Annotated in this window: 15 protein-coding genes and 3 rRNA genes; 10 read left to right on the forward strand and 8 right to left on the reverse strand. The window is 67.5% G+C overall.

Translation table 11 applies throughout. The annotated features are described in order from the left end of the window. Nucleotides 1-33 precede the first annotated feature (33 nt). Nucleotides 34-465 carry a barstar family protein gene (locus OHB04_RS33325; protein WP_326691355.1) on the forward strand — a complete coding sequence of 144 codons (432 nt, stop codon included), beginning with the start codon at nucleotides 34-36 and terminating at the stop codon, nucleotides 463-465. A gap of 15 nt (nucleotides 466-480) precedes the next feature. Here OHB04_RS33325 and OHB04_RS33330 read toward each other — a convergent pair whose 3' ends face one another. Continuing rightward, nucleotides 481-1,263 carry a sporulation protein gene (locus OHB04_RS33330; protein WP_326691356.1) on the reverse strand — a complete coding sequence of 261 codons (783 nt, stop codon included), beginning with the start codon at nucleotides 1,261-1,263 and terminating at the stop codon, nucleotides 481-483. A 52-nt stretch (nucleotides 1,264-1,315) separates the two neighbouring features. Here OHB04_RS33330 and OHB04_RS33335 point away from each other — a divergent pair, with 52 nt between their 5' ends. The 6 genes from OHB04_RS33335 (at nucleotide 1,316) to OHB04_RS33360 (ending at nucleotide 9,395) form a co-directional block, all read left to right on the forward strand. Further along, nucleotides 1,316-2,011 (forward strand): DNA-3-methyladenine glycosylase, encoded by a 696-nt coding sequence (locus OHB04_RS33335; protein WP_326808908.1) that lies wholly within the window; start codon nucleotides 1,316-1,318, stop codon nucleotides 2,009-2,011. 437 nt (nucleotides 2,012-2,448) lie between these two features. Next, nucleotides 2,449-3,977: ribosomal RNA gene (locus OHB04_RS33340) — 16S ribosomal RNA — on the forward strand. A 302-nt stretch (nucleotides 3,978-4,279) separates the two neighbouring features. Then, a 23S ribosomal RNA gene (locus tag OHB04_RS33345) occupies nucleotides 4,280-7,402 on the forward strand. A gap of 118 nt (nucleotides 7,403-7,520) precedes the next feature. Then, nucleotides 7,521-7,637 (forward strand): 5S ribosomal RNA (rrf, locus tag OHB04_RS33350). Together the 16S, 23S and 5S rRNA genes form the textbook arrangement of a ribosomal RNA operon. A gap of 196 nt (nucleotides 7,638-7,833) precedes the next feature. Further along, nucleotides 7,834-8,742, forward strand: a complete 909-nt coding sequence (locus OHB04_RS33355; RefSeq protein WP_326808909.1) for a hypothetical protein — start codon at nucleotides 7,834-7,836, stop codon at nucleotides 8,740-8,742. Further along, complete coding sequence (locus OHB04_RS33360) at nucleotides 8,682-9,395, forward strand: hypothetical protein (protein WP_326691359.1); 714 nt, start codon at nucleotides 8,682-8,684, stop codon at nucleotides 9,393-9,395. Before OHB04_RS33355 ends, OHB04_RS33360 begins: the two co-directional genes overlap by 61 nt. Nucleotides 9,396-9,547: 152 nt before the next feature. Here OHB04_RS33360 and OHB04_RS33365 read toward each other — a convergent pair whose 3' ends face one another. The 5 genes from OHB04_RS33365 to OHB04_RS33385 form a co-directional block, all read right to left on the reverse strand. Then, entirely contained in the window at nucleotides 9,548-11,359 is a 1,812-nt protein-coding gene (locus tag OHB04_RS33365; RefSeq protein ID WP_326691360.1) for an IucA/IucC family protein, read from the reverse strand. Continuing rightward, complete coding sequence (locus OHB04_RS33370; protein ID WP_326691361.1) at nucleotides 11,356-11,937, reverse strand: GNAT family N-acetyltransferase; 582 nt, start codon at nucleotides 11,935-11,937, stop codon at nucleotides 11,356-11,358. Before OHB04_RS33370 ends, OHB04_RS33365 begins: the two co-directional genes overlap by 4 nt. After that, nucleotides 11,934-13,289: a lysine N(6)-hydroxylase/L-ornithine N(5)-oxygenase family protein gene (locus OHB04_RS33375; RefSeq protein WP_326691362.1), complete on the reverse strand. Its 1,356-nt coding sequence runs from the start codon at nucleotides 13,287-13,289 to the stop codon at nucleotides 11,934-11,936. Before OHB04_RS33375 ends, OHB04_RS33370 begins: the two co-directional genes overlap by 4 nt. A 23-nt stretch (nucleotides 13,290-13,312) precedes the next feature. Continuing rightward, the gene (locus OHB04_RS33380) at nucleotides 13,313-14,827 is read right to left on the reverse strand and encodes a pyridoxal phosphate-dependent decarboxylase family protein (RefSeq protein WP_326691363.1); all 1,515 of its coding nucleotides are present in this window, start codon (nucleotides 14,825-14,827) and stop codon (nucleotides 13,313-13,315) included. A 228-nt stretch (nucleotides 14,828-15,055) separates the two neighbouring features. Continuing rightward, entirely contained in the window at nucleotides 15,056-16,444 is a 1,389-nt protein-coding gene (locus OHB04_RS33385) for a DUF1015 domain-containing protein (protein WP_326691364.1), read from the reverse strand. 318 nt (nucleotides 16,445-16,762) lie between these two features. Here OHB04_RS33385 and OHB04_RS33390 point away from each other — a divergent pair, with 318 nt between their 5' ends. Next, nucleotides 16,763-17,857, forward strand: a complete 1,095-nt coding sequence (locus tag OHB04_RS33390; protein WP_326691365.1) for an HAD hydrolase-like protein — start codon at nucleotides 16,763-16,765, stop codon at nucleotides 17,855-17,857. A gap of 157 nt (nucleotides 17,858-18,014) precedes the next feature. Here the strand turns inward: OHB04_RS33390 and OHB04_RS33395 are convergent, their stop codons facing one another. After that, nucleotides 18,015-18,899: a siderophore-interacting protein gene (locus OHB04_RS33395; RefSeq protein WP_326691366.1), complete on the reverse strand. Its 885-nt coding sequence runs from the start codon at nucleotides 18,897-18,899 to the stop codon at nucleotides 18,015-18,017. A gap of 124 nt (nucleotides 18,900-19,023) precedes the next feature. Then, entirely contained in the window at nucleotides 19,024-20,031 is a 1,008-nt protein-coding gene (locus OHB04_RS33400; protein WP_326808910.1) for an ABC transporter substrate-binding protein, read from the reverse strand. 150 nt (nucleotides 20,032-20,181) lie between these two features. Between OHB04_RS33400 and OHB04_RS33405 the strand changes: the two genes are divergently transcribed. Together OHB04_RS33405 and OHB04_RS33410 are read left to right on the forward strand one after the other, a co-directional pair. Then, nucleotides 20,182-21,240, forward strand: a complete 1,059-nt coding sequence (locus tag OHB04_RS33405; RefSeq protein ID WP_405803144.1) for a FecCD family ABC transporter permease — start codon at nucleotides 20,182-20,184, stop codon at nucleotides 21,238-21,240. Further along, complete coding sequence (locus tag OHB04_RS33410; protein ID WP_326691368.1) at nucleotides 21,237-22,268, forward strand: FecCD family ABC transporter permease; 1,032 nt, start codon at nucleotides 21,237-21,239, stop codon at nucleotides 22,266-22,268. The genes OHB04_RS33405 and OHB04_RS33410 overlap by 4 nt, the downstream gene beginning before the upstream one ends. Nucleotides 22,269-22,582: the final 314 nt, after the last annotated feature.

Below are 22,582 nucleotides of genomic sequence, written 5' to 3' on the forward strand. Positions count from 1 at the left end.
ACCACGACGAGACCCCGAAGCGGTGGTGCGACCATGACCAGCCCCGTGGAACTGCCCGAGCTGCCCCAAGCCGACCTGCCCCGCCTCTTCGACGCCTCGGTACCCCCCGGCGTCTACCGGCTCCCCTCGGTGGGGCCCGACGCCCTGATGCAGGCGGAGGCGGCGGGCTGGGTCGACGCCGTGGTGGACCTGGCGGGCGCCACGAACAAGGGCGAGTTCATGGAACGTTGCGCCGCCGGCCTGGAGCTGCCCGACTACTTCGGCCACAACTGGGACGCGCTCGCCGACCTCCTCACCGACCTGAGCTGGTGGGGCACGACCCGTGGATACCTGATCCTCGCCACCGGATGGTCCAGCTTCGAGCTGGCCGACCCGGAGGATGCCGCGGCGGCGGCCGAAGTTTTCACCGCCGCCGTCGGCTTCTGGGCGGTACGCGACACCCCCCTCACAGTCCTCCTGGGCTGACCGGGGAGCGGAGGATCAGAACCAGTTCCGCTTGCCGCCGACCTCGGCCAGCCACTGGTTGAGGTAGGCCGTCCAGTCCGTCTGGTCGAAGGTGTTGAAGTCCACCGGGAACGCCCGGAAAGAGTCACTGCCCTCAGCGAACAGCCCCGGCTTCTTGTCCATCTCCAGCACCACGTCCATGCCCCGGGAGTCGGCCACGAACGACAGCTCGACCTGGTTCAGCCCCCGGTACTGCTGCGGCGCGTGGAACTCGATCTCCTGGTAGAAGGGCAGCTGCTGCCGCGTATTACGGATGCGCCCCTTCTCCATGTCCGCCGACTTGAAGCGGAAGCCCAGCGCACCGAAAGCGTCGAGAATCGCCTGCTGCGCCGGCAGCGGGTGGATGTTCACCGGGTCCAGGTCGGACGAGTCCAGCGCCCGCGCGATCGACAGTTCGGTTGTCACACCGATCTCCATGCCCACGAGCTGCTGCCCCAGGAACGTGGTGATGGGCGTCTCCCAAGGCACCTCGAGCCCGAACGGCACCACGTGGCTGGCCCCCTCCTCAAGGGTGAGCGACCCGCCCAGCCGCTGCCGCCCGAACTCGATGTTCTGCTTCATCTCCCCGTCGTTCGTCTCCACCTCGACCCGTGCCTGAAGGCCGACGGACAGAGACTCGATCTCCTGGGCCACCGAGCCACCCTGGATCCGTACCTCGCCCTGCAACACCCCTCCGGGCAGCGCGTTCGGCTCGTGCAGAACGGTGTCGACCGACGCACCGCCGACGCCCATGCTTGCGAACAGCTTCTTGAATCCCATCCGATTTCCTCCCCATCCGGGAACGCACCGCGTTCTTGTACGCTCGGACGGCATGATCGCAGGCCGAGACCGCAAGCCCAGCACGACCGGCGGCCACAGGTATGTAACACGCAGCTTCTTCGACCGCCCCGTCCTGGATGTCGCCCCCGACCTTCTGGGACGCACCCTGGTACGCACGACGCCCGAGGGCCGGCTGCAGTTGCGCATCACGGAGGTCGAGGCGTACGCGGGCGAGGCCGACCCGGGCTCCCACGCCTATCGCGGCAAGACAGCACGCAACGCGTCCATGTTCGGACCCCCGGGGCACGCCTACGTCTACTTCATCTACGGGATGTGGTGGAGCCTCAACCTCGTCTGCGGTCCCGAGGGCCACGCCAGCGGTGTGCTCCTGCGCGCGGGCGAGGTGGTGCGAGGAGAGGAACAGGCCAGGCAGCGCCGCCCCAAGGCCCGCAAGGACACAGAACTGGCCAAGGGCCCCGCCCGCCTGGCCACAGCCCTCGCCGTGGACCGCACCTTGGACGGCACCGACCTGTGCACCCACGACCAGAGCGCTCCCCTCAGCGTCCTCGCAGGTGAACCGGGTCCTCCCAGCGCCATACGCAGCGGCCCCCGCACGGGCGTCGGTGGCGACGGCGCCCACCACCCCTGGCGCTTCTGGCTGAGCGACGACCCAACGGTCAGCCCGTATCGGCCACACAAGCCGAGGCACCGCAAGCCAGGACTTGACGCGGCCCGGGCTGCGACCTAATGTAGTTCGAGTCGCTTGAAACGGGACGGCTTGCCACGGACCTGAAGGTCTGAAGAAAGCGCCCCCGAAGCGGCCACTCACTACCTACGACGTACCCCAGAACCGGGGTCGTTTTCGGCACGCCGAAAATCGACTTCCACTGACTCGATTATGAGTCTCGGGGAAAACCCGCTAACGTAGTGAACACCGAAAGGGAAGCGCCCGGAGGAAACCCGGAAGGGAATCCAAAGGAAGCGTCCGTTCCTTGAGAACTCAACAGCGTGCCAAAAGTCAACGCCAGATATGTTGATACCCCGACCTACCGGGTTTCCGGTGGGTTGAGGTTCCTTTGAAGAAATACACAGCGAGGACGCTGTGAACCGGGGGATTATTCCTCTCCTGGTTCCGCTCTCGTGGTGTTGTACCGGTGGTGGATTCGTCTGCTGGCCGAGTAAACATTCACGGAGAGTTTGATCCTGGCTCAGGACGAACGCTGGCGGCGTGCTTAACACATGCAAGTCGAACGATGAAGCCTTTCGGGGTGGATTAGTGGCGAACGGGTGAGTAACACGTGGGCAATCTGCCCTGCACTCTGGGACAAGCCCTGGAAACGGGGTCTAATACCGGATATGACATCCTCCCGCATGGGAAGGGTGTGGAAAGCTCCGGCGGTGCAGGATGAGCCCGCGGCCTATCAGCTTGTTGGTGGGGTGATGGCCTACCAAGGCGACGACGGGTAGCCGGCCTGAGAGGGCGACCGGCCACACTGGGACTGAGACACGGCCCAGACTCCTACGGGAGGCAGCAGTGGGGAATATTGCACAATGGGCGAAAGCCTGATGCAGCGACGCCGCGTGAGGGATGACGGCCTTCGGGTTGTAAACCTCTTTCAGCAGGGAAGAAGCGAGAGTGACGGTACCTGCAGAAGAAGCACCGGCTAACTACGTGCCAGCAGCCGCGGTAATACGTAGGGTGCGAGCGTTGTCCGGAATTATTGGGCGTAAAGAGCTCGTAGGCGGCTTGTCACGTCGGATGTGAAAGCCCGGGGCTTAACCCCGGGTCTGCATTCGATACGGGCAGGCTAGAGTTCGGTAGGGGAGATCGGAATTCCTGGTGTAGCGGTGAAATGCGCAGATATCAGGAGGAACACCGGTGGCGAAGGCGGATCTCTGGGCCGATACTGACGCTGAGGAGCGAAAGCATGGGGAGCGAACAGGATTAGATACCCTGGTAGTCCATGCCGTAAACGTTGGGAACTAGGTGTTGGCGACATTCCACGTCGTCGGTGCCGCAGCTAACGCATTAAGTTCCCCGCCTGGGGAGTACGGCCGCAAGGCTAAAACTCAAAGGAATTGACGGGGGCCCGCACAAGCAGCGGAGCATGTGGCTTAATTCGACGCAACGCGAAGAACCTTACCAAGGCTTGACATATGCCGGAAAACCCTGGAGACAGGGTCCCCCTTTGGGTCGGTGTACAGGTGGTGCATGGCTGTCGTCAGCTCGTGTCGTGAGATGTTGGGTTAAGTCCCGCAACGAGCGCAACCCTCATTCTGTGTTGCCAGCGTGCCTTTCGGGGTGACGGGGACTCACAGGAGACTGCCGGGGTCAACTCGGAGGAAGGTGGGGACGACGTCAAGTCATCATGCCCCTTATGTCTTGGGCTGCACACGTGCTACAATGGCCGGTACAATGAGCTGCGAAGCCGTGAGGTGGAGCGAATCTCAAAAAGCCGGTCTCAGTTCGGATTGGGGTCTGCAACTCGACCCCATGAAGTCGGAGTTGCTAGTAATCGCAGATCAGCATTGCTGCGGTGAATACGTTCCCGGGCCTTGTACACACCGCCCGTCACGTCACGAAAGTCGGTAACACCCGAAGCCGGTGGCCCAACCCCCTTGTGGGGAGGGAATCGTCGAAGGTGGGACTGGCGATTGGGACGAAGTCGTAACAAGGTAGCCGTACCGGAAGGTGCGGCTGGATCACCTCCTTTCTAAGGAGCATCTTGCTGCCGCAAGGCAGTCAGGGGCCACAACGTCAGCGAGTGTCTGACGGTGGTTGCTCATGGGTGGAACGTTGACTATTCGGCACGGTTCAACTGTTTGCGCTGGTACTGCTCTTCGGAGTGTGGAAGGTGTGGGTGGGGGAGTCGTGCCGGGCGCGCTGTTGGGTGTCTGAGGGCATGGCCGCTTGGCTGGGTCTTCGGTGCCGGTCCCGGTGAACTCGCACGTATGTGGCGGGGTGGTGGGTGGCTGGTTGTTGTTTGAGAACTGCACAGTGGACGCGAGCATCTGTGGCCAAGTTTTTAAGGGCGCACGGTGGATGCCTTGGCACCAGGAACCGATGAAGGACGTGGGAGGCCGCGATAGGCCCCGGGGAGCTGTCAACCGAGCTGTGATCCGGGGGTGTCCGAATGGGGAAACCCGGCAGTCGTCATGGGCTGTCACCCGCCGCTGAATGTATAGGCGGTGTGGAGGGAACGCGGGGAAGTGAAACATCTCAGTACCCGTAGGAAGAGAAAACAACCGTGATTCCGGGAGTAGTGGTGAGCGAAACCGGATGAGGCTAAACCGTATGTGTGTGAGACCCGGCAGGGGTTGCGCATGCGGGGTTGTGGGATTTCATTTCAATGGTCTGCCGGCTGTTGGACGAGTCAGAAATTGTTGGTGTAGGCGAAGGGCATGCGAAAGGCCCGGCGTAGAGGGTAAGACCCCCGTAGCTGAAACGTCAGCAACTCGTTTATGGAACACCCAAGTAGCATGGGGCCCGAGAAATCCTGTGTGAATCTGGCGGGACCACCCGTCAAGCCTAAATATTCCCTGGTGACCGATAGCGGATAGTACCGTGAGGGAATGGTGAAAAGTACCGCGGGAGCGGAGTGAAATAGTACCTGAAACCGTGTGCCTACAAGCCGTGGGAGCGTCGCATCAAGTGCTTGCACTTGGTGTCGTGACTGCGTGCCTTTTGAAGAATGAGCCTGCGAGTTTGCGGCATGTTGCGAGGTTAACCCGTGTGGGGGAGCCGTAGCGAAAGCGAGTCCGAATAGGGCGTTGAGTAGCGTGTTCAAGACCCGAAGCGGAGTGATCTAGCCATGGGCAGGGTGAAGCGGCTGTAAGAGGTCGTGGAGGCCCGAACCCACCAGGGTTGAAAACCTGGGGGATGACCTGTGGTTAGGGGTGAAAGGCCAATCAAACTCCGTGATAGCTGGTTCTCCCCGAAATGCATTTAGGTGCAGCGTCGTGTGTTTCTTGCCGGAGGTAGAGCACTGGATAGGCGATGGGCCCTACCGGGTTACTGACCTTAGCCAAACTCCGAATGCCGGTAAGTGAGAGCGCGGCAGTGAGACTGTGGGGGATAAGCTCCATGGTCGAGAGGGAAACAGCCCAGAGCATCGACTAAGGCCCCTAAGCGTGTGCTAAGTGGGAAAGGATGTGGAGTCGCAGAGACAACCAGGAGGTTGGCTTAGAAGCAGCCATCCTTGAAAGAGTGCGTAATAGCTCACTGGTCAAGTGATTCCGCGCCGATAATGTAGCGGGGCTCAAGCACACCGCCGACGTCGTGTCATTGCAGCATGAGGGTCAACGCCCGCTGTGATGGGTAGGGGAGCGTCGTGTGCCGGGTGAAGCAGCCGTGGAAACGAGTTGTGGACGGTTCACGAGTGAGAATGCAGGCATGAGTAGCGATACATGCGTGAGAAACGTGTGCGCCGATTGACTAAGGGTTCCTGGGTCAAGCTGATCTGCCCAGGGTAAGTCGGGACCTAAGGCGAGGCCGACAGGCGTAGTCGATGGAGAACCGGTTGATATTCCGGTACCCGCTTTGAAGCGTCAAACATTGAATCAGGTGATGCTAAGTCCGTGAAGCCGCCCTGAGCTCTTCGGAGTGTAGGGGAGTGGTGGAGCCGACGGTCCAAGCTTGTAGTAGGTGAGTGATGGGGTGACGCAGTGAGGTAGTCCAGCCCGGGCGGTGGTTGTCCCGGGGTAAGGGTGTAGCCCGTTGTGTAGGTAAATCCGCGCAACTTTTGGGGTGAGACCTGATGCCGAGCCGATTGTGGTGAAGTGGATGATCCTGTGCTGTCGAGAAAAGCCTCTAGCGAGTTTCATGGCGGCCCGTACCCTAAACCGACTCAGGTGGTCTGGTAGAGAATACCGAGGCGTTCGGGTGAACTATGGTTAAGGAACTCGGCAAAATGCCCCCGTAACTTCGGGAGAAGGGGGGCCACGCCTGGTGATGGGATTTACTCCTTGAGCTGGGGGTGGCCGCAGAGACCAGCGAGAAGCGACTGTTTACTAAAAACACAGGTCCGTGCGAAGCCGTAAGGCGAGGTATACGGACTGACGCCTGCCCGGTGCTGGAACGTTAAGGGGACCGGTTAGTCACATTTCGGTGTGGTGAAGCTGAGAACTTAAGCGCCAGTAAACGGCGGTGGTAACTATAACCATCCTAAGGTAGCGAAATTCCTTGTCGGGTAAGTTCCGACCTGCACGAATGGCGTAACGACTTCTTGACTGTCTCAACCATAGGCCCGGTGAAATTGCATTACGAGTAAAGATGCTCGTTTCGCGCAGCAGGACGGAAAGACCCCGGGACCTTTACTATAGCTTGATATTGGTGTTCGGTTCGGCTTGTGTAGGATAGGTGGGAGACTGTGAAGCGGACACGCCAGTGTTCGTGGAGTCGTTGTTGAAATACCACTCTGGTCGTGCTGGATGTCTAACCCGGGTCCGTGATCCGGATCGGGGACAGTGTCTGGTGGGTAGTTTAACTGGGGCGGTTGCCTCCTAAATGGTAACGGAGGCGCCCAAAGGTTCCCTCAGCCTGGTTGGTAATCAGGTGGTGAGTGTAAGTGCACAAGGGAGCTTGACTGTGAGACTGACGGGTCGAGCAGGGACGAAAGTCGGGACTAGTGATCCGGCGGTGGCTTGTGGAAGCGCCGTCGCTCAACGGATAAAAGGTACCCCGGGGATAACAGGCTGATCTTCCCCAAGAGTCCATATCGACGGGATGGTTTGGCACCTCGATGTCGGCTCGTCGCATCCTGGGGCTGGAGTCGGTCCCAAGGGTTGGGCTGTTCGCCCATTAAAGCGGTACGCGAGCTGGGTTTAGAACGTCGTGAGACAGTTCGGTCCCTATCCGCTGCGCGCGTAGGAGTCTTGAGAAGGGCTGTCCCTAGTACGAGAGGACCGGGACGGACGGACCTCTGGTGTGCCAGTTGTTCTGCCAAGGGCATGGCTGGTTGGCTACGTTCGGGAAGGATAACCGCTGAAAGCATCTAAGCGGGAAGCCTGCTTCGAGATGAGGACTCCCACCAACTTGATTGGTTAAGGCTCCCTGGAGATGACGGGGTTGATAGGCCGGATCTGGAAGCCCAGTAATGGGTGGAGGTGACCGGTACTAATAGGCCGAGGGCTTGTCCATAGAGGCTCGCGTCCACTGTGTAGGTTCTGAGACAACAACCGCATTCAATTGAAGAGTGTGCTTGTTCGCTAGAACTCTGGGACTTGGATTTTATTGATCCGAGTGACCCGAATAGAGTTTCGGTGGTCATAGCGTGAGGGAAACGCCCGGTCTCATTCCGAACCCGGAAGCTAAGCCTTACAGCGCCGATGGTACTGCATGCGGGAGCGTGTGGGAGAGTAGGACACCGCCGAACAATCTTTGAGGCCCTTGGCCTTCAGCGTGCATGCGCTGAAGGCCAAGGGCCTTTTTTATTTCCGAAAAGCGTTGTTGGAGCGGCTGCGCGAGAATTGTTGTGCAGTCCCAGCAGACAGGAGCCACGCTGATGTCCCCCAATTCGCCTGACGACCGCCCCGAGCGTCGGCCGCGTCAGTCCGGTCCGCGCAGGAGTGATGACCGCGCCCGTGGACCCCGACGTGACGATGCCGGCCGCGGTGGCCGACGTGACGAGGGGGGCGGGAGCGGCCGGGGTGGTCCTGGTGGGTTCCGTCGGGACGATCGTGGGCGCGATGAGCGGGGTCGTGACGAGCGGGACCGGAACCGGGACGGCGACCGGGGGCGTGGCGGGCAGGGCTTCCCTCGTGATGACCGTCCTCGTCGTGATGAGCGTCCTCGGAGCGAGCGTCCTCGTGATGACCGTCCTCGTCGTGATGAGCGTCCCCGGGACGATCGACCCCGTGATGATCGGCGGCGGGACGACCGTCCTCGTGACGACCGGGGTCGGGGGGAGCGGCCTCGGGCCGAGCGGCCCCGTGACGACCGGGGCCGGGCCGAGCGGCCTCGTGATGACCGTCGGGGGGACGGGCGGGACAGCCGTGGTGGTGGCTACCGGGGGGATCGGCCTCGCCGGGATGACTCGGGGCGGGACCGGGCTCCGTATCGTCGGGATGACCGTGACGAGCGTGGCGGCGGCAACCGGGCGCCGGGGGCGCGTGGTCCGCGGCGTGATGACGAGCGTGGGGGGCGGCGGCCCTACGGGCAGGGCAGCGGGGGTTCCGGGCCGGGCGCCGGTGGTCGCGGGCGCGATGAGCGTGGCCGTGATGACCGTAGGGACAACCGTGGTGGCGGGTTCCGTCGGGACGACAACCGTGGGGGTGGCTTCCGGCGGGATGACAACCGTGGTGGCGGGTTCCGTCGGGACGACAACCGTGGTGGCGGGTTCCGGCGGGATGACAACCGCGGGGGTGGGTTCCGGCGTGGGGGGGACCGGGATCGGCCGGAGCGTGAGCCGTTGCGGCGGTTGCCGATCGACGAGGAGGTCACCGGTGACGAGCTGGACAAGGAAGTCAAGCAGGAGCTGATGAGCCTGCCGAAGACGCTGGCCGGGGACGTCGCGAAGAACCTGGTGATGGTCGCGCGGCTGCTGGACGAGGAGCCCGAGCGGGCCTACGACTACGCGAAGGTGGCGCTTCGGCTTGCCTCCCGGGTGCCGTCCGTGCGGGAGGCCGCCGGGTTCGCCGCGTACGGCGTCGGGAAGTACGCGGAGGCGCTCGCGGAGTTCCGGGCCGCGCGGCGGATGACCGGGCTTCAGCACTTGTGGCCCGTCATGGCTGACTGTGAGCGGGGTATGGGGCGGCCGGAGAAGGCGTTGGCCATGGCCGGTGAGCCCGAGGTACAGCGGCTGGACAAGGCGGGGCAGGTCGAGATGCGGCTGGTCGCGGCGGGGGCCCGCCGCGACATGGGGCAGGCGGATGCGGCTGTGGTGACTTTGCAGAGTCCTGAGTTGGCGTCCAGCTCTGTGCAGCCTTGGACTGCGCGGCTTCGGTATGCGTATGCCGATGCGCTGTTGGAGGTTGGGCGTGAGGGGGAGGCGCGGGAGTGGTTTGGCAAGGCGCTGGAGGCTGATCAGAACGGGATGACCGATGCGTCTGATCGGCTTGCGGAGCTGGACGGGGTGGAGTTCATCGATGCGCTGGATGAGGGTGAGGACGGGGATGGTGAGCGCGAGGGCTGAGGCCTCCGCGCGTTGATAAAGGGCGGGCCCACGGTGGGGCCCGCCCTTTGTCGTGTGTGCGCCTGCCCCTCCCCTTTCTCGTTTCTTTCGGGGGCTCCGCCCCCCGGACCCCCGCTCCTCAAACGCCGGAGGGGGCTATGGCGGCGGGCTGGTTATTTGTGCGCGGCCAGGGGGTTTTGGAGAGTGCCGGTCAGTTGCAGGGCGCCGGCTGGGTCCTGGAGGTCTACCATCTCCTGGTTGTTGCGCAGTTGGAGGCGGTTGAGGCAGGAGAGGGCGAAGCCGTCGGCGAACAGGTCGTAGCGGGCGAAGCGGTCTGCCAGGTGGGGGGCTGATTTCTGGTAGGCGGTGACGCAGTCGGCGACGGTGGCCCAGAAGTCCGTCTCGTTCAGGGTTCCCGCGGCTTCCAGGGTGGGGGCGAGGAAGCGGAAGAAGCAGTCGAAGACGTCGGTGAAGAGGGAGAGGATCTTCATGTCCTCGGGGACGTCGGCGCGGATGCGTTCGACCTCCGGGGGGAGGTCGGCGTCTGCGCTCATCACGGCTATTTCCTCGGCCAGGTCCTTGAAGAGGGCGCGCTGGGGGATGCCGTTCTCGTCCAGGACGAGGATGACGTTCTCGCCGTGCGGCATGAACACCAGGTCGTAGGCGTAGAAGCAGTGCAGCAGCGGGGTGAGGTAGGTGTCGAGGTAGCGGCGGAGCCAGTCGGCGGGGGCCAGGCCTGAGCGTTCGATGAGGGCCGAGGCGAAGGAGTTCCCCTCGCGGTCGACGTGCAGCAGCGAGGCCATGGTGGCGGGCTTCTCGCCCTCGTTGAGGAACGGCGCCGGGCTCTCGCGCCACAGGGCCGCGAGCATCTTCAGATACGGGGAGCCCTTGGGTGCCGCTGCCTCGTAGGGCGCGGGGTGGTAGCCGACGGCGGCGCGTTCGCGCAGGACGCCCAGGCCGGTGGAGCGGAGCACCTCGTCGCGCGCCACCAGGTCGGCCAGCCAGTCGTTGATAGCGGGGGTCGCTTCCATGTACGAGGCGGACAGGCCGCGCAGGAAGCCCATGTTGAGGACGGAGAGCGCCGTTTTGACGTAGTGCTTCGTGGGGTGGGTGGTGTTGTAGAAGGTGCGGATGGACTGCTGGGCGAGGTGTTCGTCGTCGCCGTGGCCCAGGCAGACCAGGTGGCGCTGGGCGACCTCGGCGGCGAAGGTGACCGAGAGCTTGTTCCACCACTGCCAGGGGTGGACGGGGATGAGGTAGTAGTCGTCCAGGTCCAGGCCCTGTTCGCTCATCGCGGCCGAGAAGCGGCGCAGGGTGGGGCCCGACAGTTCACTCAGCACCAGCTTGTCGTAGCTGATGTCGGCGCAGGCGGTGAAGGTCGCGCGGTCGCGGCGCGCCGCGACCCAGACGAGCCGCACGGGGGCGCCGGTCTCGGGGGCGTAGGCGCGGTACTCGGCGATGTCGAAGCCGAGGCGGCCGTTGTTGGCGATGAAGCAGGGGTGGCCCTCGGTCATGCCGGACTCGATGTCCTGGAAGCCGGAGCCGGCCAGCTGGGTGGCGCTGACGGGCGGAGCCGCCAGTTTGTAGGCGGTGCTGGCCAGGGTGCTGCTGATCTCCTCCAGGTAGACGGGGAGGATCCCCTCGCCCAGGCCGAGGGCGGTGCGCAGCTCGGTGATGAAGGCGAGGGCGTCGAGGGGGAGTTCGGCCCCGTCGCGGTGACGGGTGATGCTGTCGGCCTCGACCTGCCAGTGGTCGAGGGCGAAGCGGCGCGCGGTGAAGCGGTATTCGGTGGCGCCGTCGTCGGAGCGGATCGCGTAGCGGTCCTCCGTGCCTTCGAGGGGCTGTGGCGTCAGCAGGCGCTCGTGGGTGAATTCGGCGAGGGCCTTGCGGATCAGCAGGCGGGTCGCGGTCTCCCAGCGCTCGGGGGTGAGGTGGGAGACGGACTCGCGCGCGGTGAGCGGGCGGGAGGTTTGGGGGAGGGTCATGCGGGGGTCTCTCCTGTGGCGGTCAGGAACTGCTCGCGGGTGCAGAAGCTGAGCAGGGCTTCCTTCTCCGGCTTGGTGAGGGTGGAGTCGACGTGGAAGCCGACCGCCTCGTTGAGGGCGTGCACGGCGGTGTTGCGTACGTCGGGTTCGACGACGACGCGGTGGACCGCCGGGTCGGAGAAGAGCATCTCCATGACGGCGGTGATCACCGCGAGGGTGAAGCCGTGCACAGGGGTGTCGGTCGGGGCGCAGAGGAAGTGCATCCCGATGTCGCCCTCCTGGTGCGGGTAGAGCCCGGCCAGCTCCACGTGGACCGGGTCGTAGCGCTCCATGAGGAAGGCGGGCTCTCCCTCGCGGAGGCCCAGGAAGGCGTCGTGATGGGGGGAGGCGGCGATGCTCATGAACTCGCGCTCGACATCCAGGAGCGTGGCGTCCTGGAGGAGGTAGAACGCCGACTTCGGGTGGGTGACCCAGCCGTGCAGCAGCTCGGAGTCGGTGAGCGGGTCCACGGGACGCAGGGCGAGGGTGCCGAGCTTGTCGTCGGTGCGGCGGAAGAGCACCGCCTCGCTGCCGGTCACAGCTCTGTCCCCAGGCCCATGGGGGCGGCGAACTCCTGGAAGGCGATGGCCTTTTCGACGGCGTAGTGCTCGTGGCCGAGCAGCTCGCGGATGATGCAGGAGTTGCGGTAGGCGGCCATGCCCAGGTCGGGGGCGGCGAAGCCGTGGGTGTGCAGCTCGGCGTTCTGGACGTAGATCTCGCCGCCGGTGCTGTCGGCGCTGTCGATGCGGTAGTCGCGGCGAACGGCGAAGCGGCCCCGGGCGTCCCACTCGATGCGGTCGGCGACGGGGTCGAGGAAGGCGGGGCGCTCGTAGCGGTATCCGGTCGCGAGGATCAGGCCCTCGGTGGTGAGGCCGAAGTCGCGCTTTTGCTCCTCCTGGCGCAGGCCCAGGGTGTAGGTGCCGCTGTCCTCGTCGTAGGACGCGTCGGTCAGCGAGGTGTTGGTCATCAGGCGGGTGGGGCAGGGCGTGACGCGGTTCTTCTGGTAGAGCAGGTCGAAGATGGCGTCGATCAGCTCGGAGTTGATGCCCTTGTAGAGGTTCTTCTGCGAGGCGACCAGGCGGTCACGCGTGTCCGCGGGGAGGGAGTGGAAGTAGTCGACGTACTCCGGGGAGGTCATCTCCAGCGTGAGCTTGGTGTATTCGAGGGGGAAGAAGCGCGGGGAGCGGGTGGCCCAGGTGAGGGTGTAGCCGCGCTTGTCGATGTCCTGGAGGAGGTCGTAGTAGATCTCCGCCGCGCTCTGGCCGCTGCCGATGAGGGTGATGCTGGCCTTCTCCTGGAGGGCTTCCTTGGTCTCCAGATAGCGCGAGTTGTGGATCAGGTCGCCGCCGAGGCCCTGGACGGGGTCGGGGAGGTGCGGCGGGGTGCCGGTGCCCAGGACGAGCTTCGGCGCGCGGAAGACGCGGCGTTCGCCGTCGGGCAGGTGCTCGGCGTGGGCGGTGTACAGGCCCTCGGTCTCGTCGTACTCGACGGAGGTGACGCGATGGCCGAAGCGGACGGTGTCGCCGAGGCGGTTGGCGGCCCAGCGGCAGTAGTCGCTGAATTCGGCGCGGAGCGGATAGAAGCTCTCGCGTATGTAGAACGAGTAGAGCCTGCCGGATTCCTTGAGGTAGTTCAGGAAGGAGTACGGCGAGGTCGGGTCGGCGAGGGTGACCAGGTCCGACAGGAACGGCGTCTGGAGGGTGCTGTCCTCCAGGAGCATGCCCGGGTGCCAGGTGAAGTCCGGCTTGTCGTCCAGGAAGACGCCGTTGAGGTCGGGTATCGGCTCGGTGAGGCAGGCGAGGCCGAGATTGAAGGGGCCGAGGCCGATGGCGATGAAGTCGTGGACCGGCGAGGGGACGGCGCCGTCGGATGGGTGGGGGGAGTCAGTCACGTCGGGGCTCCGTGAGCTGTCGGTCAGCACGCGTGTGCGGTGCTGAGGGGAGAGTGGGCGGACAGGTGCTGCTCGGCGTGGCCGGCGATGAGCTCGAGGACCGCGGCGATGTCCGCCAGCGAGGTCTCGGGGTTGAGCAGGGTGAACTTCAGGTAGTGGCGGCCGTCGACGACGGTGCCCGCGACGATGGCGTCACCGGAGGCGAACAGCGCCTCGCGGGCGTGCAGGTTGGCCTGGTCGGTCAGGGCTTCGCCGGCCTCGTCCATGGGGAGCGGGGGGACGTAGCGGAAGACGAGGGTGGAGAGCTGGGGCTCGGTGACGACCTCGAAGCGCTCGTCGGCGTCCAGCAGTTTCCAGGCGTCGGCGGCGCGGTCGACCACCTCGTCGAACAGCTCACCGACGCTGTCGGCGCCCATCACGCGCAGGGTCATCCAGAGCTTGAGCGCGTCGAAGCGGCGCGTGGTCTGGATCGACTTGTCGACCTGGTTGGGGATGGCCCGTTCGGCCGCGTGGGCCGGGTTGAGGTAGTCCGCGTGGTAGGTGACGTGGCGCAGCGTGCTGGCGTCGTTCACGAGTACGGCGCTGGAGCTGACGGGCTGGAAGAACGACTTGTGGTAGTCGACGGTCACCGAGTCGGCGCGGGAGATGCCCTCCAGCATGGGGCGGCGCCGGGAGACCAGGAGCCCGCAGCCGTAGGCGGCGTCGACGTGCATCCACACCCCGGACGCCTCGCACAGGTCGGCGATCGCGGGGAGCGGGTCGATGCTGCCGAAGTCGGTGGTGCCCGCCGTGGCGACGACGGCCATCACCACCTGGCCCTCGCGCTCGCAGCGCGCCAGTTGTTCGGCCAGCGCGGCCGGGCGCATGCGGCGGCCCTCGTCGCAGGGCACGGAGAGGACGGCTTCGGCGCCCAGGCCCAGCAAGGTGGCGGCCTTCTCGATGCTGAAGTGGCTGCACTCGGAGGTGAGGATGCGCAGCTTCGGCAGGATCTGCGGGGTGCTGAGCTCGGTTTCGGTGTCCTTCGCGTGCTTGCGCACCAGGCGGCAGGTCTCGTCGCGGGCCAGGAGCAGCGCCTGGAGGTTGGACTGGGTGCCGCCGCTGGTGAAGATGCCGTCCGCTGCCCGGCCGAAGCCGATGCGGTCGGCGGTCCACCGGACGAGACGGCGCTCGATGAGGGTGGCGCCGGCGCTCTGGTCCCAGGTGTCCAGCGAGGAGTTGACGGCGCTGAGTACGGCCTCGCCGAGGACGGCGGGTATCACCACGGGGCAGTTGAGGTGTGCGAGGTAGCGGGGGTGGTGGAAGTAGACGGCGTCGCGCAGGTAGACGTTCTCCAGTTCGTCGAGAGCAGCCTGTGGGGTGTCCAGGGGCTGGTCGAGGTCGATGGCGGAGATGGACGGGGCGAGTTCGGCGGGGGTGATGCCGGTGAACGGCCGGTCCGTGGACGCGATTTTCGCGGCCACACGCTCCACCCCGTGGGTGAGGGAGCGCTGGTAATGCTCCGCTGTCCTGTCGTTGAGCAGGTTCGACCTGCTGCTCATGAACTCTCCTCCTGACGCGGCGGGGCACCGCGCTGAACTGCGCGGTCAGGTAAGGCTAGCCTAACTAGGGCAGCCGGTCGCCGTGCAGGGGGCCTCCGCCGGACGGAGGTGAAAGGAGTGCGCGGGTGTGGTGAAAAGCGGAGAAAGCGGAGGGGCAGGTCGAAAGGAAGCGCTCGGAAACGCGTGGAAAGCGCCGGAAGCGGGTGGAAGACGGAGGAGACTCGCAGGTCAGCTCGCCGCACCGTTCGCCGCGCTGTCGATCGTGCGCAACACGAGCCCCGTGGCCGGTTTTGGCCCGAAAGACGTGGACTTACGGGGCATCGTGACGCCCTGCTCGGCCAGCGCGCGCACCGTCTCCTCGCGGACCGGCCGCATCAGGACGGCCGTACCACCGTGTGCCCTCGCCTGTTCGACCGCCGCCTCGGTGTGGTGAATGTAACTGATGTCCGCGGCGTGGTCGGGGACATGGAGGATCCCGTCGAGCAAGGCGGAGTGCAGCACCGCCGCGTCCAGCCGTCGCCACGCCTCGGGGCGTTCGCCGTCCAGGGTGCGGGCCAGCAGCGCGGGGGAGGGGCGGTCGAGCAGATGGAAGACGCCCTCGCCCTCGGTCAGCAAGAAGGCGTTGCCCGGAGTGTCCTCCAACTCCTCCAACGCCTCGTCCAGGGGTGCCTCCAGCGCGCGGACGCGGAAGCCGCCGTCCGCACGGTCGAGCAGATCGAGGGCCTGCTTGAGCGGGAGGCGGGGCAGTACGCGGTGGATGGCGCGCACCTGGAGCGGATAGCGAGCGGTGTCGACCAGCAGGACGAGGCCGTAGTTCCACGGCGAGAAGCCGTTCGCGGACGCGGCGGCCACCGCGTGCCCGGCCTGCCCGGCCTGCGCGGATTGTCTGGCGTGCGCTGCCTGCCTGGCGTGTGCCGCCTGCCTGGCGGCTTCGGCGTGTTCGGCGCGCAGCCGCAGATAGGTCGCCCAGCGGTGGTGGCCGTCGGCGATCAGCGCGCGGTATCCGGACAGGTCCGCGTCCACCTCGGCGAGTTCGGCCGGGTCCGTGACCGCCCACAGGCGGTGTGCGAAGCCGTCCTCCGTCGTGGTGGCGACCAGCGGGGTGCGCCTCGTCGCGCGCTCGATGACGGCGGTCGTGCCGGTGCGGGTGCCGCGGCTGCGGTAGGAGAGCAGCAGCGGCTCAGGATTAGCGGCGGTCTCGCGCATCAACGCTGCGCGGTCCTCGACGACCTCAGCTATCACCTCCTCGTGCGGGAGGACGATGCCGTCCTCGGGCGGGGAGAGGCACAGGGCGCCGATGATGCCGCGCTGGAGCAACTCGCCCTTGCGCTGCTCGTAGACGTACAGCGCCGGCTCCGGGTCGGTCGCCAGGACACCGTCGGCGCGCCAGCGGCGCAGCGTCTCGCCCGCTTGACGGTGCCGTGTGGCGGGATCGGCCGCCTGCGGCAGGATCAGGCGGACGATGTTGTACGGATCTGCCGTCTCCAGGTGGCGCAGCCCGTCGGGCCGGACCACCACGTCGTACGGCGGGGAGGTCACGGCGGCGAGGCTGCTGACCCGCTCGGGCGCGTAGCGCAGCCCCCGGAACGGAGTGAGTCTCAGGCCCTCGGCGGTCATCTGTGCATGTTATGCCCGTATCGGGCCGCGCGTGGAGCGGGGCACGGGGGGCGCAGGGAGTCGGGTCCAGGGCAGCGGCGGCGCCGCTTTGACCGAGCTTTGGGCAGAGCTTGGAGGTCGCTTGGTGCGTCGCGGCGCCGCTGTGGTGCGTCGCGGCGCCGCTGTGGTGTGTCGTGAGGCCGCTGAGGTGCGTCGTGACGCCCGCTTGGCGCACCACCCGCCCGTCGCGGGGCCCGTCCGCGTGTGCGAGAGGATCGGGGCGTCGCGGGGCGCCGGTTCCCGCGCGGACCCCGTGAAGCACCCGCGAGGAGCGAGACCATGCACCACAACTCCCTGGACGACGGCGGCAAGGACCGGTACGGCCGGGACGCGGCCTCGGTGCGGTACGTGCCGCAGGCCGCCGAGCGTCCGCCGCACGCGGCGTACGACACGGCGCTGCTCGACCTGGACGGGGTGGTGTACGCCGGGGGAGAGGCGCTGCCGCACGCGGTGGACTCGCTGGGCGCGGCGCGCGAGAGCGGGCTGCGGCTGGCGTACGTGACCAACAACGCGGCCCGCACCCCGGACACCGTCGCCGCGCACCTGAGCGAACTGGGCGTGCCGGCGCTCCCGGACGAGGTGATCACCTCGGCGCAGGCCGTCGCCCGGCTCATCGCGGGGCAGGTCCCCGAGGGCGCGCCCGTGCTCGCCATCGGCGCCGAGGGGCTGACGGCCGCGCTGGAGGAGCGGGGGCTGAGGGTCGTCGCCTCGGCCGACGAAGACCCGGCCGCCGTGGTGCAGGGGTACGGCGGGCCCCACATGGCCTGGGAGCGGCTGATGGAGGGGGCGCTCGCCGTGCAGCGCGGCGTGCCCTGGTTCGCCTCGAACACGGATCTGACCATTCCGAGCAACCGCGGTATCGCGCCGGGCAACGGCGCCGCCGTCGAGGTCGTCCGCATCGCCACGCGCTGGATGCGCAAGCCGCCGGAGCCGGTGGTGGCGGGTAAGCCGCTGCCGCCGATGCACCGGGAGTCCATTCTGCGGACGGGCGCACAGCGGCCGTTGGTCGTCGGCGACCGGCTGGACACCGACATCGAGGGGGCGCACGCGGGGCGCGTGGATTCGCTGCTCGTACTGACCGGGGTGACCGACGGTGCGCAGCTGCTGGCGGCACCGCCCGTGCACCGTCCCACCTATGTGGCGCGCGATCTGCGTGGGCTTCTGGAGGTGCACCCGGAGGTGACCGGGGACGCCTCCGCCGGGTTCCGCTGCGGCGGCTGGGAGGCCGTCGCGGGGCTGGACGCGCTCGAACTCAGCGGCGACGGCGACCCGTTGGACGGCCTCCGGGCACTGTGCGGCGCGGCCTGGAGGGCGGGCGGCGAGGACGGGTGCGCCCTGGACACGGAGAAGGCGCTGGCCCGGCTGGGTTTGTGAGACCCGGTGGGGCATGGAGAGCCCGCGGGGTCGGCTGAGCCCTGCGGGCCAGATGAGTCCCGGCGGGAGTCGGTTTGAGCCCCGCCGAGGTCGGTTGAGCCCGGCGGGGGTCGGTTGAGACCCCCGCCGGGGCCGGTGAAGAAGGTCCGGTGCTGTCTCAGCCCGCGGTGGCCAGTGCCTCCGCGACGAGCTGCTCCTCGGTGGCGCCCAGCCGCCAGTAGCCGGTGAATTTGACGGCGCGGCGGTCGAAGGCGCGCTCCTTGACCAGGTGGCGGCGCAGCGCCTTGACCGTGCCCGCCTCGCCCGCGATCCAGGCGTAGGGCGTGCCCGGGGGAAGTTCGGCCGCGCGGACCGCTTCCACCACCGTCTCGGCGCGCGAGCCGGCGCTCTCGTCCCGGACCAGCCAGGTGATCCGCGCGTCGGCGACCGTCGGCAGGTCCTGGATGTCCTCGGCGCGCGGCACCTCGGCGAATACGCGCACGGGCATCCCGGCCGGCAGCCACTCCAGGATGGCGCCGATGGCGGGCAGCGCGGTCTCATCGCCGTTCAGCAATACCCAGTCGGTGCCCTCCGGCGGCCGGAAGTCGACCCCGCCGTTGTCCTCGACCACCGGGCCGAGCAGCGTCACCCGGTCCCCGGGCAGTGCGCCGAGTGCCCAGCGGGAGGCCGGGCCTATGTCGCCGTGGAGTGCGAAGTCGATGTCCAGTTCGTCGTGGCCGCCGTACTCGCTGCCGTGACGCAGGGCGCGCACGGTGTACGAGCGCATGATCGCCCGGACGCTTTCGTCCATGGCACGCCACTCGGGGAACCAGTTGTCGCCCGCCGTGGTCGGCACGACGGGAGTGTCCTGGCCGGGCTGGGGGAGGAACAGTTTGAAGCGCTGGTCCCGTCCGCCCGAGGCGAAGGCCCCCAGCCGTTCGCCGCCGAGGGTGATCCGCTGCATGGTCGGACCCAGACGGCGGGTGCGCAGGACGCGCAGCTCGAAGAACTCGAAGGGGACGGCGGCCGGTGTCGGGGGCGCCTCGGAGACCGTGGTGCTCATGTCTGTTCCTCCCGGATGCGTTTGCTCGGTAGGGGACGTGTCGGCATGGGACGTATCGGCGGGTGGTGTGTGCGGGGCGGGCTGGCGTGCCCTGTGCCGTGCGAGGCGGGCACGCCCGCGCGGCTCAGCGGACCTTCTTGGCCTTCTCGATCAGCTTGGCGAGGTCCTCGACCAGCGGCGCCGCGCCCGCGTAGGAGAAGCGGGGCTCGGCCATCCAGCCGCCGACCTGGTCGGCCTTGACGGCGGGCAGCTCGCCCCAGGAGGGCTTCGACTTGAGCGCCGGGGGCTGGAGGGACTGGGTGCGGCTGTCCAAGATGATGACGTCCGCCTTGTACTTGTCGGCGTTCTCCCAGCTCAGCTCCTCGAAGAAGCCCTGCTTGCTGAGCTTCTCGGGGACGACGAAGTCCACGCCGAGGTCCTTGAAGTACTTCAGGTCGGCGTTGGCGTTGGGGTCGGAGACGTAGAACAGGTCGGGGGCCGCGGCAGCGGCCATGACGCGGACGCCGCCCTTGGCGGCCTTGCGCAGCCGCTCGGAGGCCTTCTCGAAGCGGGCCTTGGCCTCGGTTACGGACTTGGCCTTCAGATCGGCGCCGAGGGACTCGGCGAGCTTCGCGAACTGCTGGATCGGCTCCAGCATCGAGACCTGGGCCGTCGTCAAGGCCACCGCGGGGGCCAGCTTGAGGATCTTCTGCTTGCTCTCGTCGGGGACGTACCAGAGCGCGTCCTTGACGTACATGTTGGTGACCAGCAGCTGGGGGCGGGCCTTGGCGTACTTCTCAAGGTCGAACTCGCCGAAGGCGTTGCCGATGATCTCCACCTTGGAGATGTCCAGGTCGCCCGCGATCACGTCCGGCTTGCCGTTCTTCTTCTTGGTCGGCCCGAAGACGCCCACGATCTTGTCGCCGACCCCGTAGTCGTGCAGCGCGGCGGCGGTGCCGGTGTAGGCGACGATGCGGTCGGGGACGGCCTTGAGGCTGACCTTCTTCTTGCGGCCGTCGGTGAAGGACCAGCCGTCGCCCTTGGAGTCGCCCGAGCCGGACCCGGAGTCCTCGCTCCCGCAGGCGGCGAGCAGCGCGCTGAGTCCTGCGGCACCACCCGCGGCCAGCAGACCACGACGGGAAAGACGGGGCATAGAGGACGAGCTGGGCATTTAGTGGCCTTCTCTCAACGCGCTGACGGGGCGACCATGGGGGTCGAAGTCGCAGTTAGGCTAACCTAACCAAAGTCGTTGTTGTCCAGTGGCCGGAAGCCAGCTCTTCCGGTCCCCGACCGGAGCCCGTACGTGACCCTCACCAAGTCCCCCCAGGTCCGCGGAGGTTCGGCGACCGGTCAGGAACAGTCCGCACGCGCTCGGCCCCCGCTCGCACGTGCCGCCGGCCTGATCGCCGCCCTGCTCCTGTTGCTGCTCGTCGTCTTCCTCAGCCTCGCCGTCGGCGCCCGCCAGCTCACGCTCGGCGAGGCGTGGTCGGGGCTGTTCGACAGCGGCTCGAAGGCCTACACCGTCGTCCACGAGATGCGCCTGCCGCGCACCTTCCTCGGGCTGCTCGCCGGTGTCGCCCTCGGTCTCGCGGGCGGCGTGATGCAGGCCCTCACCCGCAACCCACTGGCCGACCCGGGGCTGCTGGGCATCAACGCGGGCGCGGCAGCCGCCGTCGTCACCGCGATCTCCTTCTTCGGGATCAGCGGCTACAACGGGTACATCGGCTTCGCCTTCCTCGGCGCCGCCGCCGTCTCGGCGCTCGTCTACGCGGTGGGCGGCGGACGCGGCGCCACCCCGGCCCGGCTCGCGCTCGCCGGTACGGCGCTCAACGCGGCACTCGTCTCGTACGTGAGCGCCGTCCAGCTCCTGGACACCGCCTCGCTGGACCGCATGCGCTTCTGGCTGGTCGGCTCCCTCGCCCGCGCCGAGAGCTCCACCGTCCTCGGCGCGCTGCCCTTCATCGCCGCCGGGGGGCTCATCGCGCTGGCGCTGGCCCGCCCGCTGAACGCGCTCGCGCTCGGTGACGACGCGGCCCGCGCCCTCGGCTCCCGGCCCACCAGGACCCGCGCCGGAGCCATCGTCGCCGTCACGCTGCTGTGCGGCGCGGCCACGGCCGCCTGCGGGCCGATCGTCTTCGTCGGGCTGATGGTCCCGCACATGGTGCGGGCGCTGACCGGGCCCGACCAGCGCTGGATGCTGCCCTACTGCGCCGTCCTGGCCCCCGCCCTGCTGCTGGGCGCCGACGTGCTCGGCCGGGTGATCGGGCGGCCCAGCGAACTCCAGGTCGGCATCGTCACGGTGGTGCTGGGCGGTCCCTTCTTCCTCTACTTCGTACGCCGGCGGAGGGTGGCACACGCGTGAGCGTCATACGAACTGCCGGAGGTCTCTCCGTCACCTACCGCCCGCGCGCGGTGCTGGTGGGGGGCGCCTGTCTCCTGCTCGCGCTCGTCGCGGCCGTCTTCGCCATAGGCAGCGGCGAGTACCCCATGGCGCCGGGCGAGGTGATCCGCACGCTGATCGGCCAGGGCGACCCGGCCGACGCGTTCATCGTCAACGAACTGCGGCTGCCCCGCACCGTCACCGCGCTCCTCGTCGGCGCGGCACTGGGCCTGTGCGGCGCGGTCTTCCAGGCGGTCGTCCGCAACCCGCTCGGCAGCCCCGACATGCTCGGCTTCAGCAACGGCGCCGCCACCGGGGCCCTGGTCGCCATCGTCGTCGCGGGCGGCGGCAGCGCGCTCCTGGCGGGCGGTGCCGTCATCGGCGCCCTGGTCATCAGCGGACTGATCTACGCCCTTGCCTGGAAGCGCGGGATGCACGGCTACCGGCTGGTGCTCATCGGAGTCGGCGCCACCGCCATCCTGACCGGCGTCAACAGCTATCTGATCACCCGCGCCCAGATCACCGAGGCGTCCCGGGCCGTGCTCTGGATGACCGGCAGCCTCGACGGGCGCGGCTGGGGCAACGTCACGCCGCTGCTGTGCGGCATGGTCGTCCTCGTGCCCCTGGTGCTGTTCGGGTGCGCGCGCGCCTTGCGGATGATGGAGATGGGCGACGACGCGGCCTACGCGCTCGGCGTACGCGTGGAGCGCACCCGGCTCGTGCTGCTGGTCGCGGGCGTGCTGCTGGTGGCGCTCTCGGCAGCCGCCGCGGGGCCTGTCGCCTTCGTGGCGCTGGCGGCGCCGCAGTTGGCGCGACGGCTGACGAAGGCGCCGGGGCCCAACCTCCTGCCCTCCCTGTGCATGGGTGCCGCGCTGCTGGTGTGCGCCGACCTGGTCGCACAACGCGCCTTCGGCGAGCACCAGTTGCCCGTCGGTGTGATCACCGGTGTGCTGGGCGGCGGCTATCTGGTGTGGCTGCTGGCCACCGAGCGCAGGGCGGGACGGATATGAGCGGGTCCGGACAGCGCACCGGCGAGGCCGTGGACGGACAGCACAGCGACAGCCACCGGCACGGCCCCAGGGGCAGCGGCCACCACAGCGACACCCACAGGCACAGGCACAACACGGAGGCGGAAGCGACGATGAACAGCGCGACGAGCGCGACGGGCGCGGCGCCCACGGACGAGGCGCCCAAGGATCCCAAGGACGAGGCGCCCCAGGGTGCGGCCCCCAAGGACGCGCTCAAGGAAGAGGCGCCCAAGGGCACGGCGCTCAAGGGCGAGGCGTCCGAGAACAAGGGCACGGCGCCGGCCGGAGCGGGGCGG

Origin of the sequence: Streptomyces sp. NBC_01775 (genome assembly GCF_035917675.1) — a bacterium.
Classification (GTDB): domain Bacteria; phylum Actinomycetota; class Actinomycetes; order Streptomycetales; family Streptomycetaceae; genus Streptomyces.

What these genes read in the sequence shown, in the direction of transcription:
- OHB04_RS33355 (WP_326808909.1), top strand. Translation starts at nt 7,834, where the DNA reads ATGACCGCGCCCGTGGACCCCGACGTGACGATGCCGGCCGCGGTGGCC.
- OHB04_RS33385 (WP_326691364.1), bottom strand. Translation starts at nt 16,444, where the DNA reads ATGACCGCCGAGGGCCTGAGACTCACTCCGTTCCGGGGGCTGCGCTAC.
- OHB04_RS33380 (WP_326691363.1), bottom strand. Translation starts at nt 14,827, where the DNA reads ATGAGCAGCAGGTCGAACCTGCTCAACGACAGGACAGCGGAGCATTAC.
- OHB04_RS33330 (WP_326691356.1), bottom strand. Translation starts at nt 1,263, where the DNA reads ATGGGATTCAAGAAGCTGTTCGCAAGCATGGGCGTCGGCGGTGCGTCG.
- OHB04_RS33335 (WP_326808908.1), top strand. Translation starts at nt 1,316, where the DNA reads ATGATCGCAGGCCGAGACCGCAAGCCCAGCACGACCGGCGGCCACAGG.
- OHB04_RS33400 (WP_326808910.1), bottom strand. Translation starts at nt 20,031, where the DNA reads ATGCCCCGTCTTTCCCGTCGTGGTCTGCTGGCCGCGGGTGGTGCCGCA.
- OHB04_RS33395 (WP_326691366.1), bottom strand. Translation starts at nt 18,899, where the DNA reads ATGAGCACCACGGTCTCCGAGGCGCCCCCGACACCGGCCGCCGTCCCC.
- OHB04_RS33325 (WP_326691355.1), top strand. Translation starts at nt 34, where the DNA reads ATGACCAGCCCCGTGGAACTGCCCGAGCTGCCCCAAGCCGACCTGCCC.
- OHB04_RS33365 (WP_326691360.1), bottom strand. Translation starts at nt 11,359, where the DNA reads ATGACCCTCCCCCAAACCTCCCGCCCGCTCACCGCGCGCGAGTCCGTC.
- OHB04_RS33390 (WP_326691365.1), top strand. Translation starts at nt 16,763, where the DNA reads ATGCACCACAACTCCCTGGACGACGGCGGCAAGGACCGGTACGGCCGG.